Consider the following 17,834-nt stretch of genomic DNA (forward strand, 5'->3'; position numbering starts at 1 on the left):
TGGAAATCTTACCATCCAACATTTATAATATTTATTGTAGTAGAAGAATAGCGGGTGGTTTTAATGATGGCAGTGTTAAGGATTATTCCGGTTGTTTTAAGATTATTGATTTTAAGTGTATTATGGGTTGTCTATCTTCCCATTAACATAATGGATTATTTATGGGTACGTTTTGTTGACCCGGGCGAAGTAAATAGTAGTCAAGAAGTAATTATTAGCTGATTATTTTTAGTTTAGAGAGTCTGAGCAAGACTCTCTTTTTATATGAATATATATTTGTTTATACAATCGATTAGCTCGTTGCACTAATTCCTTGAAACGCTTATGTACCGGCTTAGAGCATATTGACGGAACTTGCAATAGGATTCATTCAGCACAACAGATTGATTTAAGTATAAAGTATGTATATAATAATCTGGTAACAAATAATACTAAAAAATGCGGGGTAATTTATGTCTACCAGTAATGAAGAGATACTTGAGAGGATAAATGAATTGGAAAACATGTTTGGCAAAAAGCTGGACGAGATTATAGAGCTGCTTAAAGAGCTTAAGAATGACAAGTAAAAGACTGGATAATATAAATCCGTTATAATTATTGTACTTGGAGCTTTAGCTGATAACTGCTGAAGGAGGGGGAAGGATGTATACCTGCTGTAGCCTTTGCCATAAGCAAACTGAGGAAATTGACCCTATAACAGGTGTTTGCCTTGAATGCATGGACGCGACGGATGAGATAACGCCTGAATATGATGATGAGCTGGATGATGAAGCTATGGTATAACCTTTAGTTTTGATTAACTGATTTTGATTTACATAAAAATAGAGGATTTCAAATTTGAAATCCTCTATTTTGCTTTGGTCGGAATGACGTGACTTGAACACGCGACCCCTTGCACCCCAAGCAAGTACTCTAGCCAAACTGAGCTACATCCCGATAACGCTTAATAATTATAGCATATAAGTTTTTAAAAGGCAATATTTAAATAAACTTTTTCAATATGAATAAATGTTTAAATATGTGGAAAATAATAAAAAACAGGCTTAATAAAGCAAAAAATAAACCAAGGAGTTGAAATATATGAGTGACGATGAGGCCTCAGAAACATGCAAGCCTCAAGGAAGTAAAGGAAAGTATAAACGAAAGTCGTTAAGAAGAATCATAAACGCATATTTTTTTGTAGTATGTGTTCTTTTTATGCTATTGGCGGCCATGTGCTACAACAACCTCTCATTGTACAACAAATATGCAAGCATGGAATTGCAGTATACAGGGGTATTCAATAATGTGAAGGCGATAAAGGATGACAGGCATGCTCTTGATATGAAAAGAAAGGAACTTGTAGAAGAGAATGAACACTTGGAAGAAAAGTATGAAAGAATAAGCAGAGAAAACCAGGAAATTTTAAAATCGATAGAAGAAATAAAACGTAAAAATGCAGAGCTTATGAAGAAAAATAAAGAGCTTATGGATGATAATATCGCTCTGCAAAACACTCTAAAAATGGCTGCTTCAGTAGGAATAAAGCCTCAAAGCTTTACCAAATTTACCGGATTTTCATCCAGGGGTGAAGTCGAAAGGGGAACTTATGTAGGTAAATTTACCGGTACTGCGTATACACCAAGCAGGAAAGAATGTGGAAATAATAATGGTATTACCAATTCAGGAAAGCCGATTATACCGGGAATATCTCTTGCTATCGACGGAAAACACTGGCCTTTTGGAACGATATTTTATATCAAGGGACTGGGTTATGCGGTTGCCATGGATTCAGGAAGTGCTATAAAAGGGAAGCACAGGTTTGACTTTGCGGTATTTGATAAAAAGTTTGCAAAAATGCTTGGTGTAAGAAAATGGGATGTATATCTTGTAAAGCTGGGAAATGGAAAAGTAGATAAAATAGATTTCTTAACCTGACATAAATTGGCTTGATAAAAGAAAAACAAAGTATGGTATCATATAGACCATACTCAGCTTTCGGTACTTACATGATGAAAATAAAAGTTTTGGGGGTACAGATGAAAAAGTTGAAAAAGTCTTATGCTGCTATTATGGCGGCAATAGTATTAAGTTTTTTTCTGGGCCAAATCGTACAGGCTGTCACTGAAACACCTGCTGCAGAACCCGGATCTGACGGTGATCCTTTAGTAACTCAGGGCTACGTGGATAAAAAAGATAACGGACTCAAAAGCAGTATAGATAAACTAAACAAACAATCCAAATTTATAGTACTTGAAGTAGGTGCAGGAAAGCAGCTGATTACAGGTGCAGGCACAGAAATAGTCTTAAGAGCCGGAAAAGCTGCAGCAATCAGGGGAAGCTATGGAGGACTTTCTGACGTAACTGCAGGCAAGGATATATCATCGGGTGTGGCTATACCTTACAACCACCTGTTAATATCTTCAAGGGACGATGGCAGAGGAATAAAGATTACGGCAAAGGTATGGGTACTTGTAAGGGGTTCTTATAAAATCAAATAATGGAAACAATTTTTTAAAAGGGCAGTCCGTATGTAATACGGTTGCCTTTTTTGTATATTTGTGCCTAAATACACTAATACTAAACTCGAATGTTTTGGCATGGATATTTCCTTTAAAAGGAGTGAATTTAGTGCAGAATTTTAAAAAGATTTTGGCCAGCATGCTTTTATTTGAAGAACCTAAAAAAGTTGAGAAATTCATACTAAAAGAGAATGAGCTCATACAGGAAGAAGATGAAAAAACTGAGGTGAAAGCAAAAAATGACAAGGAAAGCAAAAAGAAGGAGCCGGCAAAAATAAAAAAACTCATTGACGACGATGAAAACTCATCGGATATGCAGGATAAAAAAGGTATCAAAGTGAGGGGTGAAGATAATATAGAGAAGGAAGAGACAGAGGAAAAAGCTTCAGAAATAAGCAAGAAGCTTTCTGAAAACCTGACCTATATGAAGAGGGTATATAATGTTCCTACGAATGGGGATATCATCATAAGAGAATTTGACATTACTGTAAAGGATAGGTCTATAAGCGCATTTATGATATTCATCGATGGGATGACCGACAGGAAAGTCATAAACGATAATATCCTTCAGCCTTTAATGCTGCTTTCGAATTTAGAAACCAAAGGAGATCTGAAAAGTATTTCTGAATACATAAGAAAGAACATAATGCCTTTTAATCAGGTAAAGGAAGTAAAGCAATACCAAAAAATTGTTGATGATGTAAATTTCGGTGGATGCGGTATCTTTGTCGATGGTATGGACAGTGCATTAACTGCTGATGTCAAGGGGTGGGGAGCCAGAGGCATAGAAAGGCCTAACACCGAGTTAGTGATAAGGGGGCCTCAGGAAGGCTTTAACGAAACTTTAAGGACAAGTACTGCACTTGTGAGAAAGCGCTTGAAGGATGAAGACCTGATAGTAGAAAACATGGAAATAGGAAAGAGAAGCAAAACTCCTATTTCCATGATGTATATAAAGGATATTGCAAACAAATCTCTTGTCGATGAGGTACGGCGGAGACTAAAAAGTATAAAAGTAGACTATATTAACGAATCCGGTGAGCTTGAACAGTTCATTGAAGATAATACCCTTCTTCCATCTCCACAGATTATTTCTACCGAGAGACCGGACAGGGTAGCTACAATGCTTATAGACGGCAAAGTGGCTGTAGCTGTTCATGGCAGCCCGTTTGTACTGGTAATGCCTACTACAGTGCACACACTTATACAGTCTCCAGAAGATGCATATCTGAGATTTCCATATGGAACAATGCTAAGATTTATCAGGTTGCTTGGCATATTGCTCTCTCTTCTGCTTCCTGGAATATATGTAGCTATTACAAATTATCATCACGAGATGATACCTACGGATTTGCTGTTTGCTATAGAAGCTGCAAGGGAAAAGGTGCCTTTCCCTTCTGTAGTAGAGATACTTATAATGGAAATTGCCTTTGAGCTTATTCGTGAAGCAGGTATTAGGATTCCGGGTCCCATAGGCCCTACACTGGGCATAATCGGTGCTCTGATATTGGGACAGGCGGCTGTTGAGGCAAACATTGTAAGTCCGATTCTCATAATTGTGGTTGCTGTTACAGGAATAGGTTCCTTTGCTATACCAAATTTTTCGCTGGCCTTCGGCTTCAGGATAGTAAGGTTTGCTTATATATTCCTTGGAGCATTAGCAGGTTTTCTTGGAATTACTACGGGATTATTTCTCCAGGGAATGTGGTTTGTAAGCGCAAAATCCTTTGGTATCCCGTTTCTGGCACCTTTTGGCCCGAGGACAAACGGTACTGTTTTTGATACACTTCTCAGACTGCCGATCTGGAAGCAGGAATACAGGCCTGACTATATAAGTCCTAAAGCTAAAAGAAAGCAGCCACATATTAGCAGAGAGTGGAAAGATGACGGCAACAGGGAGGGTAAAGAGAATGAGTAATAATATTACATTTGGGAGATGGGAGGCTGTAGCCATCCTTGTAAATCTTATAATAACACAGATAGTACTGGGTTTTCCAAGGTCAATGGTTGAGACGGCAGGAACAGCGGGGTGGATGGTGCCTGTATACGTGACTGCCATTGCTTTGATATCTTTTGCAATAATTTCGAAGCTTTATTCCCGGTTTGAAGGCAAGGATTTAATAGATATTGCCGAGGAGACAGGCGGAAATATTTTAAGAATTATTATAGGATTAATATTTGCCTCATACATAGCCTTTGCTATTACGGTTGTACTCAGAGAGTTTTGTGAGGATATGAAGATAGTGGCCCTTCCTGTTTCACCTATAAGCTTTGTCACACTTTTTTTTGTAACAGGGATGATAGCAGCGGCTTACCTGGGTATCGAGCCTATAGTCAGATTCAGTTCGATTATTATCCCGGTAATAATAGGAGGTTTGCTTATTATTCTGATAGGTGTTGCGCCTGCATTTGATATACTAAATCTCACACCGGTATTAGGTACTGGACCTGTTGACATATTTGGCAAGGGTTTTCTTAAACTTTCGATATTTTCTGCTGTATCCCTGATATTTTTTATTGCACCCTTTATAAAAACCAAAAAGAATTTTAGATCAGTAGGATATATAACTATTATAATTTCCGGTATCCTGTTTCTCATAACAACAGTTGTCTACATACTCGTATATCCCTTTCCAATAGGTGTCGAAAGGTTTTTACCCATATACCAGCTGGCAAGACTGATAAATTACGGCAGATTTTTTCAAAGGATTGAGTCGGTATTTGTACTGATATGGGCAACCTCTGCATTTATTTATTTGGGCATGGGCTTCTTCCTGATACTTCATATATTGAGAAAAACCTTTAAACTGGAGTATTACAAGCCATTAATCATTCCTATGGCTATACTTGTATTTACATGCAGTCTCCTTCCCCCAAACCTCATGACAGCATTGGAACTTGAGCATGCCTATTTCAGAAACTATATCTGGATTGTTACATTTGCTATTCCTATTTTACTGCTTTATTCAGCCGGTTTGGTGAAGAAATCCAGGAAGAGGAAGGAGGCAGGAAAATGATCAGGTTTAATAGGATGATTTCAATACTGATTATTACACTGTTTTTGGGAGGTATACTTTCAAGCTGCTATGATCGCAGAGAGATAGATGATTTGGCATATATCATATCTATAGGCATTGATAAAGGGAAAACCAACAAGCTGAAAATGACTCTGCAAATAGCTGTTCCTAAAGCTATTGGTGGCAATGGAGGAGGCGGGGGCGAAGGTGGGAATGAAGCCGTAGAAATGGTCACTTTGGAGACTCCTACCATTTATTCTGGAATGAATATGGCTAATAACCTTGTCAGCAGACAGCTTAATATTTCCCATACCAAGTTGATGGTTTTTTCAAAGGAGTTTGCAAAGGAGGGGATGCAGGACATTATCAATGCCTTGCCAAGAGGCAGAGAAGCCAGACCTAGTCTCTATATAGCGGTTTCCAAAGGATCAGCAGAAGAATTTATTAAGGCCGTTAATCCAAAGATAGAGGTAAACCCGGCAAAATACTATGAACTGATGTTTCAATCCCATAAATATACTGCTTTTACTGCACGTTCTGACTTTTACAGATTTTATACCGGTATGAAGGCTCTGTATACACAACCTGTTGCAATACTTGCAGGCGTAAACAGGTATGAATCCTCAGGTGATTTTGATGTCGCACATTCGTCAGCCGGTGAAAAGGGCAGAGTTCAGCCCCTGGAAGGAGATTTTAAGGCTGGGAGCATTCCAAGAGAAAGCAAGCTTAAGTCTGAAATTATGGGACTGGCTGTATTCAAAGGCGGAAAAATGGTAGGTGAACTGGATGGCGAGGAAACCACCTTTTATACTATGGTCACTGGTGAGTTTAACAGAGCGTTTATTACAATACATGATCCTATAGAAAAAGAAAAATTTGTAATACTTGATACTAAAAAGAGCAGAAGACCTCAATACAAAGTGGAAGTAAAAGACAATAAACCTCACATCACTGTAAGGATAAAGCTGGAAGCAGATATACAGGTCATACAGAGCGGAAGAAACTACGAAGATACTGAAAATACAGGTATACTCGAGGAGGCTTATGAGGGTTATGTCAGAGAAGGAGTAGCCAGATTCCTTAACAGGACAGCCAAAGAGTTTGAAAGTGATATTTGTGGTTTTGGAAAAGAAGTAAAAGCAAAAATGCTTACATGGGAGCAATGGCATGACTACAGATGGCTGGAAAAATACAAGGATTCCTCGTTTGAAGTTGAGGTGGACCTGAAAATAAGAAGACCCGGGCTTGTTATACGTTCTTCACCGATAGAAAAATAGGAGGGTGGGATAAGTAATGTTATCATTAGAAAAATTAGTAGTGATTATTGTACTGATTTGGGTAGCTTTATATACAGGAAGCTTTGGAGTGTGGACCTGGAGAAAGAAAAACAAGGCAGGTGCCGTTATGGTTTTTCTAATTACAGCAGCAGTTTTGATTCTTCCGGCATATACATTATTTTTTAGACAATAAATAAAAGATATTAATTTTATACTAAATTATTATACTGTTTATGATTTACTAAAACATGTAAGCTGCGCTTTTCCTTAGTGCAGCTTTTTCATATCATTAACAAAAATACGTATGGATACATATTATTTACTATGAATAAAAGGAGATAGTAAATATGAGTATCGTTCAGTATTTGGAAAATCCCCCTTTACAACCCAATAACCCAACGGATATTCAGAGGCATCTGCTGGAGAGATATGCACTTATACAAAGGGGCAGGCCTGAGGACTTTGAGTATATACTCAAACTGACATTGCCTCCTCCTGACATAAATTCTATTCTCAGGCCTGGGGCATTGAAAGGGATAAGGATAGGGATAATAGGTGCCGGCCTGGCTGGCCTGGCTGCAGCCTTTGAACTTAGAAAAACAGGAGCCGATATCACAGTTTTTGAAGCAGAAGAAGCACGAATCGGGGGAAGGGTATATACATATTACTTTGATAAAAAGAATTCACTATATGGTGAGCTGGGAGCAATGAGAATCCCTGTATCGCACGAAACGGTATGGCATTACATTAATCTATTCAAGCTTCCTACTAGGCCATTTATACAGACTAATGAAAATGCCTTTATATATCTAAGAAATGTAAGAGTAAGAAATGACGCTGAAGGTAAAAATGTAATGAAATACATATACCCCAAATACTGTCTGAAAGAATGGGAAAGGAAAACGCCTTGGCAGCAGTTGGTTTATTATGGACTTGAGAGTCATCTGCTTTATGCAGATCCGGAGCAGAGAAGCGAGCTCCTGCAGACAAAACCCTGCTATAACCCTTTTATACAGTATTGGGATTTTCAAAGTAACAGAAAGATAATGGAGACAACCCAGCTCAGTCAGGATGGAATCAACCTTATTTCCAGCATGTCACCACTGGCAGGAGAAAATTTGTATAATAGCTATATAGATATAGCACAGGCCAATTATCCCGCTAATCTGTCGTTCTTGTATGAAATTCCCGGTGGTACGTCCCAGATTGCATATGCACTTTATAATTCATTGACTGCCAGAAGTCCTGCAAAGGATTATCCCGGTATTCCAACGGAAAACATCGGTAAAGTTGCAATAAAAATGGGTAGTTGGATAAAGAGTATCAGTAGGGATAATAGGTATGGAAAAGTTATTCTCTCCTATGGAAACAGGAATTTCAGGCATAACCTTTTTGAAAGCTTTGATTATGCAGTTAGTGCCATACCTTTTTCTACTCTACGTACTATAGATATTGAACCATTATTCAGCCCTCTGAAAATGCAGGCGATAAAAGAAGTAAATTATATAGATTCTATGAAATCACTCATCCTGTGCAGCAGACGCTTCTGGGAAGAAGGCGGTCCGGAAGAACAAATAATCGGTGGGGGATCATATACGGACCTTCCTGTCACAAGTATCTGGTATCCGTCTGATCATGCACAGTATTGCAAAAATGAAGTAAAAAACCTGCAGCACAGCTTTCCGTATAATAAGCTGAACATGAGCCCATTCAATCAGAAAACTCTTGCAAGGGAGCCTGGAGTACTTATTGCATCATATAATTACAGTCTGGATTCCGTTAGATTAGGTAATATGACCCCGGATTTGCGATTTGATGAAATAAAGCGTGAAGTTGAGGAAGTCCACGGATTGCCAAAAGGCTACCTTGACGGCATAGCTGTTGATTTTAAAACCATGCACTGGAACAATCACATATGGAATAGGGGGGCATTGCCGTTTTTCACCCCTGAGCAGAAAAGATTATTTTCATATGCTATGGCAGTACCTGAATATAATAACAGGGTTTTTATGGCTGGCGATCACATATCTGCTGCACACCGCTGGATGCAAGGTGCCTTGCAAAGCGGGATGATTGCCGCAAACCAGCTGGCATTAGCTTATTTGAAGCATATGGAGCATAACTGAAATTAGCTGGTACAATGAATATTATCTGCTTTTACGATATTTCTATCACAGAACCTGGTACTCTGTGTCAATTTATATATTAAATAATAATCATTAGTGATAAAATAAATAAAGTCAATGTATAGTATACATTGACTTTATTTGGCAGGGGAGACAGGACTCGAACCTGCAGCCGACGGTTTTGGAGACCGTTACTCTACCAATTGCGCTACTCCCCTATGCAAATCGCTTTATTAGTATACAATAGACTTAAGACATAAGTCAATGGATATTTTTCCGTGTAACTTTAATTAGGATGCAATAACGCTGAATTTCTTAGATACACTCAAGTATACTCTATATTGCTTGTCAACCTGCGTTTTGGTTTGAGAAAAAATGTGGATTTTGACTTGATTTATGGTAATATATTTAAAAGAAAATAATTTGGAGGAAATATTATGAATTTTAGCTTAGGATTTATCGGAACCGGGAATATGGGATCCGCAATGATAAAAAGTGTTGCAAAGGCGGGTATGATTCCTGCAGATAAAATATTCATGTATGATGTTGATATGGCTAAACTCCAGGATTTGCAGAAAGAAACGGGTGCGTCTATAGCCCGAAGTTCTGAAAATCTTACAGAAAAAGCTGATATAATAATTCTTGCCGTAAAGCCAAATATCTTAAAAACTGTACTTGAGAATATTAAGCCAAAGCTTGATGATAGAAAAATACTTGTTTCCTTTGCAGTTGGAATACCGATAAAATTTTACAAAGAGATAGTAGGGTACGATAAAAAAATTGTCCGTACCATGCCTAATACGCCTATGCAAGTAGGTGAAGGAATGACTTTGATTTCTTATGATAATAATATAAAGGCTGATGAACTTGATGTAATCAAGGCTCTGTTTGATTGTACGGGAAAAAGTGAATTTCTTGATGAAAAGCTTATGAGTGAAGTTACAGCCTTGACCGGCAGCAGCCCGGCATACGTTTATATGTTTATAGAAGCTATGGCTGATGCGGCAGTGCTCTCGGGAATACCCAGGACACTAGCTTATAAGCTGGCTTCACAGGCAGTCCTGGGATCTGCCAAGATGATCCTTGAAACAGGCATGCATCCCGGAGAGTTAAAGGATCAGGTATGCTCACCGGCGGGTACAACGATAGAAGCAGTCAGTGCTTTGGAAAAAAACGGTTTCAGATACTCTATTATTGAAGCCATGAACGAGTGTACAAAAAAAGCGAGAGAAATAGGAAAGATATATGGATAGCAATAAAAGGGTAATAATATATACGGACGGAGCCTGTTCGGGCAATCCGGGCGATGGAGGCTGGGGAGCCATTTTAAAGTATGGCGGGAGCGAGAAGGTGATTTCCGGTTTTGAGAAAGATACTACAAACAACAGAATGGAGCTTACGGCGGCAATTGAAGCTTTACGATGCTTGAAAATGCCGTGCGAGGTTGAATTGTACAGTGATAGTGCATACCTTATCAACGGGTTTAACAATAATTGGGTTAGAAACTGGAAATCCAACGGATGGAGAAATTCCAGCAAAGAAGAAGTTAAGAACATAGAGCTGTGGAAAGAGCTTGACCGGATGAATCAAATGCACAAAATCACCTGGGTGAAGGTAAAAGGGCATTCTGATAATGAATATAACAACAGGTGTGATAAACTTGCCACAGGTGAGATAAAGAAGCATAGAAGTGACTGATTACAGGGGGAATAAACTTAAAGGGTTTTAGTATAAAACTCAAGAAGTTCTTTAACAGTTTTGAACTTTTCGGATAATTTCTTTAACTGTTCTGCAACTTCTGAGGATTTTCCTTTTATAAGAAGATTATGGCCGGTTACAAACTGCTGCATACAAACAACTCCTTCAATAAAATGTTATTATATTTTAATATTCAGTTGAAAGGGATTTAGAATATTTTATTCAAAAGAAAATAAAATATTACACCGGAGGTAAAGTCACAAAGAAATGGAGAAAAATATGAATTATGAAGAAAAAACCATATCTACCAAGCAAATATACAAGGGAAATGTTATCAATGTTGAATTTATGAAAGTATGCCTGCCAAATGGAAAAGAAGCAACAAGAGATATAGTGAGGCATCCGGGGGCATCGGTTGTCATTCCTATAAGTGATGATGGAAGCCTCTATATGGTACGGCAGTTCAGAAAGCCTATCGACCAGGAATCGCTGGAGATACCTGCTGGTAAACTTGATGAAGGGGAATGCCCGGAGGAATGTGCAAAAAGGGAGCTGAAGGAAGAAACAGGTCTTGAGTCGGATAATATAAAGCATATAGTAAGTATTCACAGCACGCCGGGTTTTAGTGACGAAATCTTGCACATGTATGTAGCAAAAGGATTAAAGGAGGGTAACTCCTGTGCAGATGAAGATGAGTTTATTTCAACGGAAAAAATCGAAGTAAATAAGCTTATGGATATGGTATTGAGGCATGAAATAACGGATGCCAAAACAATTATTGGAATATTGTTTGCAGATAAAATCATTAAAGGTGAGATTAGCGGTTTCTGAGAATCAAGGAAAATTGATTATAAAAGCATGTTGAATGAATTTTCAACATGCTTTTATAGTTTACAATACATTAATTCATAGTGTAATTTTTTAATTTATGTCAGCATAGAATCATAGTAAATATAGCGTAATATAGTTGATGATCACAGATGGCGGGTTTATATAGGGGGAATATGTATTGTTTTCAAAGATACGGGAAATGGTAGTAAAGCATGTAAAGAATAATTTCAATACATTTTTCTTTCTGTTGATGGCATTCATAATCGGAGTATCTGCAGGTGCTTTTACTGTAAACGGATTAAGTGCTATACAGCGGGAAGAACTGATGAACTATTTCCAGGGGTTTATTCAACTGCTTGATAACCAGAAGGTAGACACAAATGAACTACTAAAAATCTCAATATATGAAAATGTCAGAATAGTCGGGGTTTTATGGGTACTTGGGGTTACTATCATAGGTATACCGTTTATATTTATTATAGTAGGTATAAGAGGGTTTATTACAGGTTTCAGTTCAGGATTCATTATCGAAACTTTAGGCTTGAAAGGTGCTTTATTCACAGTGTTTGGCTTGCTGCCAAAAGAATTCATCATAGTACCCTGTATTATTGCCCTGGGTGTTAACGGCATTAATTTTTCACTAAACATAATAAAAAATAAATCCGTAAAACATATTTCAAGAGAAAACATAAAGACACGGTTTCTTGGGTATTGTTTTGTCACCCTGTTTTATACATGCTTTATTTTTATAGGTGTACTGATTGAATCCTATGTGACTCCGGTTTTTATAAGAATGCTTTCACCTATGGTTACTTAAAGGATTATTAGCTTAATTAGTGCTTATGAAGAGAAATGATTGAGATTATTAAACATTATAAACTTAATTACATAATATATGTATAAAAATGGTATTAGCAGTCAATAATATTTTATATACATAAATGAATTATTTTGTTGCTTAACATAAGTTTATAGTGTATATAAAAAAATGTAAAATAAAAGAAGGAATTTTCAAAAATTTGAAGAATTTTTTATAAACTAGAAAATATTTCTTTTATTAAGCATAAAAATATATTAAAATAGATTAAATGGAAAAATTATGATAGTATTTTACTTTTATTAATTATGTTAACGAAAAATTTATATTATATAATAAATAAAAGGGGAAGTTAGTTAATGGAAGCTTTAGTAGAAAAATTCATTAATTTTTTAGAAAGGGATAAGCGTCTATCTTTAAACACACTACAATCATACAGAAGAGATATAGAACAATACATAACATATTTGCAAGAAATAAATTTGCACAATATTACCAATACAAATAAAACTACGGTTATTGCTTATCTGCTGCATCTGCAAAAGAAAGGGCGTGCTACTTCAACGATATCAAGGAATCTTGCATCTATTCGATCGTTTTATCAGTACATATCGAAAAACAAGATAATAGATCAGGATCCAACCTTGGAGTTGGAATCACCAAAAGTTGAAAAGAAACTGCCTCAGATTTTATCGACCCAGGAAGTCGAATTACTTTTGGAGCAACCAAAGTGCACTGATTTAAAGGGGTTCAGGGACAAAGCAATGCTTGAACTACTTTATGCCACAGGTATAAGAGTTTCAGAACTTATATCATTGAACCTTCTGGACATAAATCTTGAAATAGGGTTTATAAAATGCAACAAAGGTTCAAGGGAAAGAATGATACCTATCGGGTCTATTGCTATAAATGCAATTCAGGAATACTTGAATAAGTCAAGGGGACTCCTGATTCAAAGTAGTGAGGAAAAAGCACTGTTTGTTAATATTAACGGAAAAAGGCTTACCAGACAAGGGTTCTGGAAGATTATCAAACAGTATAAAAATCAAGCCAAAATAAATAAAGATATAACTCCGCATACATTAAGACACTCGTTTGCAGCCCACTTGCTTGAAAATGGTGCTGATTTGAGATCTATTCAGGAGATGCTTGGACACTCGGACATATCTTCTACGCAGATTTATGCTCAGATTGCCAAGAATAAGATCAAGGAAATTTATAAAAAAACTCATCCAAGAGCATAGACAAGAGTTGTACTTAAGTATGAAAACCATCAGTTAACTGAAATTAATGAAATAAAGGGACACACCGTTAAGGTTTGTCCCTTTGTGGTATATTTATATAAAAGGAGGACTTTGAAATGAAGCGTGCTATTTTAATAGTAATGGACAGTGTCGGGATGGGAGAGCTTCCCGATGCTGAAAAGTACGGTGATATAGGAAGTAATACTCTGGGTAATATTTCCAAAAGCATTAACGACTTTGAATTAACTAATCTTGAGATGCTTGGTTTAGGAAACATAGACGGAATGACCGGGTTTAGAAGGAAGGAAAATCCTGCAGGATGTTATGCAAGAATGGATGAAAAGTCTGCAGGTAAGGATACTACTACAGGACACTGGGAGCTGGCAGGACTAGTATTGGACAAACCTTTTCCTGTATTTCCTAATGGCTTCCCGCATGAACTGATAGATAAGTTTGAAAGTGCGATAGGTACAAAAACTATAGGTAATTTTGCAGCTTCCGGTACTGAGATAATAAAGCAGTTAGGAGAACAGCATGTCAAGACAGGATATCCAATTGTGTATACATCTGCCGACAGTGTGTTTCAAATAGCTGCACATGAAGATGTTGTACCGATTGAAAGACTCTATGAGATGTGTGAGATTGCCCGTGGGATTCTGCAGGGGGAATATGCAGTGGGAAGAGTTATTGCAAGACCTTTTAACGGACCTGTCGGCAGTTTTGCAAGAACTGAAAGAAGGCATGACTATTCCCTTAAGCCTTTAGGAAAAACTGTTCTTGACTATGCCTGCGAAAAGGGAAAAAGAGTTAAAGCAGTAGGAAAGATTGAAGATATTTTCAGCAAGCAGGGAATAACCGATGCCGTACATACGAAAAACAACATGGAGGGTGTGGACAGGACACTTCAATATATGAAGGACGAATTTGAAGGGATAATATTCACTAATCTGGTTGATTTTGACATGGTTTTTGGACATAGAAACAATGTTGAGGGTTATGCCGATGCTCTGAAAGAGTTTGACTCAAGATTGCCGGAAATACTTTCCGCTTTAAAAGATGACGACTTGCTGCTGATAACAGCCGATCATGGCTGCGATCCTACTACACCGAGCACAGACCACTCAAGGGAATATGTTCCGCTTTTAGTTTATGGAAAGAAAATAAAGCAAAATATTAATTTGGGTACAAGGAATACGTTTGCTGATGTAGCAGCCTCTATAGCGGAATATCTGTCTTTGCAGGCTATCTCCAACGGTTCCAGTTTTATGAAGGATATTTTATTGTGATTGTTCCGGATGAAAGAGCATGGAGCAGATTATTTAGGAAACCGGATATATGGGAGGAATAGCTGATGAGAATGGTTGACCTGATAAATAAAAAAAAGCGTGGAGAGTTTCTTAGCAATAACGAAATCGATTTCATAGTTCAAGGTTTTACAAAAGGAGAAATACCGGATTATCAAATGTCAGCTTTTTTAATGGCTGTATATTTCAAAGGAATGAACAGGGAAGAGACGGCAAATCTTACTCTTGCTTTTGTGAACTCCGGAGAAAGAGTTGATTTGTCTCAAATAAAGGGGATAAAAGTAGACAAGCACTCTTCAGGAGGTGTAGGGGACAAATTATCCCTGGCTATAATACCTATATGTGCGGCAGCCGGTATTCCTGTCGCCAAGATGTCCGGGAGGGGGTTAGGGCATACAGGGGGTACTATTGATAAACTTGAGTCAATTGAAGGGTTCAGGACAGAACTGAGCAGAGAAGAGTTCATATCAAATGTGAATGCGTTTAAAATGGCTATTGTAGGGCAATCACCTGATCTTACCCCAGCTGACAAGAAAATTTATGCATTAAGAGATGTCACAGCAACAGTAGACAGTATCCCTCTTATAGCCAGTTCCATAATGAGTAAGAAGATTGCTTCAGGGGCCGATTGTATAGTACTGGATGTAAAAGTAGGTTCCGGAGCTTTTATGAAGTCTGTGGGTGAAGCAAGGGAATTGGCTGAGACAATGGTGGAAATAGGTAAATCTTTGGGAAGGAAGACAATTGCCATTGTAACAGATATGAATCAGCCTTTGGGGCATGAAGTGGGAAATGCCAATGAAGTAAGGGAAGTAATCGAAATATTAAGGGGCAACGGAGCCGAGGATGAAACAACCATAGCCCTTACTATAGCTGCTAATATGGCTGTTTTGGGGGGGGCTTTTCAGGATTATTCTACAGCTTACAATGAATTGATGAATATAGTTAATTCAGGTAGGGCATTAGAGAAGCTAAAGGAGTTTGTCAAAATCCAGGGAGGTAATACAGCGGTTATTGATAATCCGGATATGCTGCCTCAAGCCCGGTATCACATAGAAGTGAAGTCAGCGCAAGAGGGGTATATATCTGCCATAGATGCTGAGAGTATAGGCCTTTCTGCAATGTTGCTGGGGGCAGGGAGAAGAACGAAAGAGGATAAGATCGATTATGCTGCAGGGCTTACTGTGGTGAAAAAGGTCGGATATAAGGTAAACAAAGGTGATATTCTTTGTGTTCTTCACACAAATCTGTCTGATGCAGGCGAAGCAGAGAATATTGCGATGAAAGCATTTTCATTCAGTCAGGAAAAACCGGAGCCGGCTAAGTATATATATGATGTAATACAATAGTCGATTGCTTTAATGGTATTAATTTACGTTTAAATCAGAGTCTTCAGGCTGTATAATATGCATATGGCTGACAGTGCTGCCCGGTATAAGGTAAAGGACTATTGTTTTTTAGCGGTTATCTGTTGCAAGGCAGCTTAAGTTGTATGCCATATTGCATACGAAGTTAATGTGCGGCATAACATTAAAGTAGAAGATAAATGCCAGGGGGGACTCTTGTGTTTAAAAAGACTGCATTATGTTTTCTTATTATTACATCTTTGATTTTGAATCTATTTGCTATTCCGGCATTTGCAGCACCTATAGAAGAAGCTTTTAGTACAGTGACAGTAGCAAAACTGGCGGAGAAAACAGATCTATCCGATCTTAAAGCAAAAAGTGCTGTTTTAATGGATGCAAATACCGGTACTGTGCTTTTTGATAAAAACAGCCATGAAAAACTTCCATTTGCAAGTGTTACAAAAGTAATGACCATGTTACTTGTGATGGAGGCTATTGATTCGGGTAAAGTGAACTATGATGATCAGGTTCCCGTATCTATCCATGCTTACGAGATGGGTGGTTCACAAATCGATCTTGATCCGAGGGAAGTGTTTTCAGTACATGATTTGCTGAAGGCTTTGGCTATACAGTCTGCCAATGATGCAGCTGTAGCACTGGCAGAAAAGGTTGCAGGCAGTGAAGAGGCTTTTGTACAAAAAATGAATGAAAAAGCGGCTCAACTTGGTATGAAAAACACAAAGTTTCTTGATAGCAATGGGTTAACTGATGAGGGCCACTACAGCAGTGCATATGATATCGCATTAATGTCCCGGGAGCTTATATCAAAGCATCCTGATATAATAAAATACTCATCAACATGGCATGAAACTATAAGGGACGGAAAAACTACCCTGGATAATACAAACAAGTTAATAAAGTTTTATGACGGCTGTGACGGGCTTAAAACAGGGTTTACTACAAAGGCAGGATTTTGCCTCTCGGCAACTGCAAAGAGAAATGATATGAGACTGATTTCAGTTGTATTGGGAGCGCCTAACTCAAATACAAGGTTTGCAGAAACCAGAAAACTGCTTGATACCGGATTTAAAAATTATATAGTTTCCATATTGAATAAAAAGGGTGAAGAAGTAACTGATGTGGAAATAAAAAAAGGTCTGAAGACCAGTGTTAAGGGTATATACAAGGAAGATGCAAGGTTTCTTCTGGAAAAAGGTGACCATGGTAAAATAGAGCATGAAGTGAAGATTCAGGAAAACATAACTGCTCCGCTTAAAGCAGGTCAGAAAATAGGTGAAGTTCTCTACAAGGTTGGAGACAAGGAAATAGGCAAAGCAGAGATAGTTGCAGAAAGTGATGTTGACAAAGCATCAGTTATAAGATTATTCTTCCGGATGGTAGTTTCATGGTTCAGTCTGGGCAGAAAGTAAAGAGCAGTCGGCTATAAAGTGATTGGAGACGTTATATTTAGCGTCTCTTTTTTTCTGCTGTGTAGCAGGGTGAACGGATGAGAACCCTTAGAAAAGATAAATATTACAAGTTTATCATTTTTGTAGAAAAAGTTATGGAGTTATGCAAAGATATTATTTTTTTAGTCCTGCCAGTGTGCAGGATTTGAACTTGACGCTTGCAAAAAATAATGTTACCATATTAGCGTTAAATATATACGAATA

Annotated in this window: 18 protein-coding genes and 2 tRNA genes; 17 read left to right on the forward strand and 3 right to left on the reverse strand. The window is 37.7% G+C overall.

Annotated features, from left to right (window positions below; genetic code table 11):
- Window positions 1-63: 63 nt before the first annotated feature.
- Entirely contained in the window at window positions 64-222 is a 159-nt protein-coding gene (locus tag N3I35_08765) for a hypothetical protein (GenBank protein ID MCX8130177.1), read from the forward strand.
- A gap of 420 nt (window positions 223-642) precedes the next feature.
- Complete coding sequence (locus N3I35_08770) at window positions 643-783, forward strand: hypothetical protein (protein ID MCX8130178.1); 141 nt, start codon at window positions 643-645, stop codon at window positions 781-783.
- A gap of 75 nt (window positions 784-858) precedes the next feature.
- Here the strand turns inward: N3I35_08770 and N3I35_08775 are convergent.
- Window positions 859-936 (reverse strand) — tRNA-Pro (locus N3I35_08775).
- Between the two features lie 144 nt (window positions 937-1,080).
- Between N3I35_08775 and N3I35_08780 the strand changes: the two genes are divergently transcribed.
- The 7 genes from N3I35_08780 (at window position 1,081) to N3I35_08810 (ending at window position 8,921) form a co-directional block, all read left to right on the forward strand.
- The gene (locus tag N3I35_08780) at window positions 1,081-1,917 is read left to right on the forward strand and encodes a 3D domain-containing protein (protein MCX8130179.1); all 837 of its coding nucleotides are present in this window, start codon (window positions 1,081-1,083) and stop codon (window positions 1,915-1,917) included.
- Between the two features lie 101 nt (window positions 1,918-2,018).
- On the forward strand, window positions 2,019-2,480 hold the full coding sequence (locus N3I35_08785) for a hypothetical protein (protein ID MCX8130180.1): 462 nt from the start codon (window positions 2,019-2,021) through the stop codon (window positions 2,478-2,480).
- Between the two features lie 130 nt (window positions 2,481-2,610).
- Window positions 2,611-4,419 carry a spore germination protein gene (locus tag N3I35_08790; protein MCX8130181.1) on the forward strand — a complete coding sequence of 603 codons (1,809 nt, stop codon included), beginning with the start codon at window positions 2,611-2,613 and terminating at the stop codon, window positions 4,417-4,419.
- Window positions 4,412-5,518, forward strand: a complete 1,107-nt coding sequence (locus tag N3I35_08795; protein ID MCX8130182.1) for a spore germination protein — start codon at window positions 4,412-4,414, stop codon at window positions 5,516-5,518. Before N3I35_08790 ends, N3I35_08795 begins: the two co-directional genes overlap by 8 nt.
- Entirely contained in the window at window positions 5,515-6,795 is a 1,281-nt protein-coding gene (locus tag N3I35_08800) for a Ger(x)C family spore germination protein (protein ID MCX8130183.1), read from the forward strand. Before N3I35_08795 ends, N3I35_08800 begins: the two co-directional genes overlap by 4 nt.
- 16 nt (window positions 6,796-6,811) lie before the next feature.
- Window positions 6,812-6,988: a hypothetical protein gene (locus tag N3I35_08805; GenBank protein MCX8130184.1), complete on the forward strand. Its 177-nt coding sequence runs from the start codon at window positions 6,812-6,814 to the stop codon at window positions 6,986-6,988.
- Window positions 6,989-7,142: 154 nt separating this feature from the next.
- Window positions 7,143-8,921, forward strand: coding sequence for an FAD-dependent oxidoreductase (locus tag N3I35_08810; GenBank protein MCX8130185.1), 1,779 nt, complete (start codon window positions 7,143-7,145; stop codon window positions 8,919-8,921).
- Window positions 8,922-9,063: 142 nt separating this feature from the next.
- On the opposite strand, the gene N3I35_08815 is transcribed toward N3I35_08810, so the two are convergent.
- Window positions 9,064-9,139: transfer RNA gene (locus N3I35_08815), tRNA-Trp, on the reverse strand.
- Window positions 9,140-9,358: 219 nt separating this feature from the next.
- Here N3I35_08815 and proC point away from each other — a divergent pair.
- Both proC and rnhA read left to right on the forward strand, forming a co-directional pair.
- Window positions 9,359-10,174: a pyrroline-5-carboxylate reductase gene (gene proC, locus N3I35_08820; GenBank protein MCX8130186.1), complete on the forward strand. Its 816-nt coding sequence runs from the start codon at window positions 9,359-9,361 to the stop codon at window positions 10,172-10,174.
- The gene (gene rnhA / locus N3I35_08825) at window positions 10,167-10,619 is read left to right on the forward strand and encodes a ribonuclease HI (protein MCX8130187.1); all 453 of its coding nucleotides are present in this window, start codon (window positions 10,167-10,169) and stop codon (window positions 10,617-10,619) included. The genes proC and rnhA overlap by 8 nt, the downstream gene beginning before the upstream one ends.
- A gap of 17 nt (window positions 10,620-10,636) precedes the next feature.
- On the opposite strand, the gene N3I35_08830 is transcribed toward rnhA, so the two are convergent.
- Window positions 10,637-10,771 carry a hypothetical protein gene (locus N3I35_08830; protein ID MCX8130188.1) on the reverse strand — a complete coding sequence of 45 codons (135 nt, stop codon included), beginning with the start codon at window positions 10,769-10,771 and terminating at the stop codon, window positions 10,637-10,639.
- Between the two features lie 127 nt (window positions 10,772-10,898).
- On the opposite strand from N3I35_08830, the gene N3I35_08835 reads away from it, so the two are divergent.
- From N3I35_08835 to N3I35_08860, 6 genes are all read left to right on the forward strand, one after another.
- Window positions 10,899-11,450, forward strand: a complete 552-nt coding sequence (locus N3I35_08835; protein ID MCX8130189.1) for an NUDIX hydrolase — start codon at window positions 10,899-10,901, stop codon at window positions 11,448-11,450.
- Between the two features lie 178 nt (window positions 11,451-11,628).
- Window positions 11,629-12,267: a stage II sporulation protein M gene (gene spoIIM / locus N3I35_08840; GenBank protein MCX8130190.1), complete on the forward strand. Its 639-nt coding sequence runs from the start codon at window positions 11,629-11,631 to the stop codon at window positions 12,265-12,267.
- Between the two features lie 359 nt (window positions 12,268-12,626).
- On the forward strand, window positions 12,627-13,511 hold the full coding sequence (xerD, locus tag N3I35_08845; GenBank protein ID MCX8130191.1) for a site-specific tyrosine recombinase XerD: 885 nt from the start codon (window positions 12,627-12,629) through the stop codon (window positions 13,509-13,511).
- A gap of 116 nt (window positions 13,512-13,627) precedes the next feature.
- Window positions 13,628-14,797: a phosphopentomutase gene (locus tag N3I35_08850; GenBank protein MCX8130192.1), complete on the forward strand. Its 1,170-nt coding sequence runs from the start codon at window positions 13,628-13,630 to the stop codon at window positions 14,795-14,797.
- Window positions 14,798-14,862: 65 nt separating this feature from the next.
- Window positions 14,863-16,164 carry a pyrimidine-nucleoside phosphorylase gene (locus N3I35_08855; GenBank protein MCX8130193.1) on the forward strand — a complete coding sequence of 434 codons (1,302 nt, stop codon included), beginning with the start codon at window positions 14,863-14,865 and terminating at the stop codon, window positions 16,162-16,164.
- A gap of 215 nt (window positions 16,165-16,379) precedes the next feature.
- Entirely contained in the window at window positions 16,380-17,591 is a 1,212-nt protein-coding gene (locus N3I35_08860) for a D-alanyl-D-alanine carboxypeptidase (GenBank protein MCX8130194.1), read from the forward strand.
- The last annotated feature ends 243 nt before the right edge of the window (window positions 17,592-17,834 follow it).

It is taken from the genome of Clostridia bacterium (assembly GCA_026414765.1).
Lineage (GTDB): Bacteria > Bacillota > Clostridia > Acetivibrionales > DSM-27016 > SKW86.

Excerpts from the sequence above, each read along its gene's own strand:
- N3I35_08765 (MCX8130177.1), top strand. The coding sequence starts at position 64 with ATGATGGCAGTGTTAAGGATTATTCCGGTTGTTTTAAGATTATTGATT.
- N3I35_08770 (MCX8130178.1), top strand. The coding sequence starts at position 643 with ATGTATACCTGCTGTAGCCTTTGCCATAAGCAAACTGAGGAAATTGAC.
- N3I35_08780 (MCX8130179.1), top strand. The coding sequence starts at position 1,081 with ATGAGTGACGATGAGGCCTCAGAAACATGCAAGCCTCAAGGAAGTAAA.
- N3I35_08785 (MCX8130180.1), top strand. The coding sequence starts at position 2,019 with ATGAAAAAGTTGAAAAAGTCTTATGCTGCTATTATGGCGGCAATAGTA.
- N3I35_08795 (MCX8130182.1), top strand. The coding sequence starts at position 4,412 with ATGAGTAATAATATTACATTTGGGAGATGGGAGGCTGTAGCCATCCTT.
- N3I35_08800 (MCX8130183.1), top strand. The coding sequence starts at position 5,515 with ATGATCAGGTTTAATAGGATGATTTCAATACTGATTATTACACTGTTT.
- N3I35_08805 (MCX8130184.1), top strand. The coding sequence starts at position 6,812 with ATGTTATCATTAGAAAAATTAGTAGTGATTATTGTACTGATTTGGGTA.
- N3I35_08810 (MCX8130185.1), top strand. The coding sequence starts at position 7,143 with ATGAGTATCGTTCAGTATTTGGAAAATCCCCCTTTACAACCCAATAAC.
- proC (MCX8130186.1), top strand. The coding sequence starts at position 9,359 with ATGAATTTTAGCTTAGGATTTATCGGAACCGGGAATATGGGATCCGCA.
- rnhA (MCX8130187.1), top strand. The coding sequence starts at position 10,167 with ATGGATAGCAATAAAAGGGTAATAATATATACGGACGGAGCCTGTTCG.
- N3I35_08830 (MCX8130188.1), bottom strand. The coding sequence starts at position 10,771 with ATGCAGCAGTTTGTAACCGGCCATAATCTTCTTATAAAAGGAAAATCC.
- N3I35_08835 (MCX8130189.1), top strand. The coding sequence starts at position 10,899 with ATGAATTATGAAGAAAAAACCATATCTACCAAGCAAATATACAAGGGA.
- xerD (MCX8130191.1), top strand. The coding sequence starts at position 12,627 with ATGGAAGCTTTAGTAGAAAAATTCATTAATTTTTTAGAAAGGGATAAG.
- N3I35_08850 (MCX8130192.1), top strand. The coding sequence starts at position 13,628 with ATGAAGCGTGCTATTTTAATAGTAATGGACAGTGTCGGGATGGGAGAG.
- N3I35_08855 (MCX8130193.1), top strand. The coding sequence starts at position 14,863 with ATGAGAATGGTTGACCTGATAAATAAAAAAAAGCGTGGAGAGTTTCTT.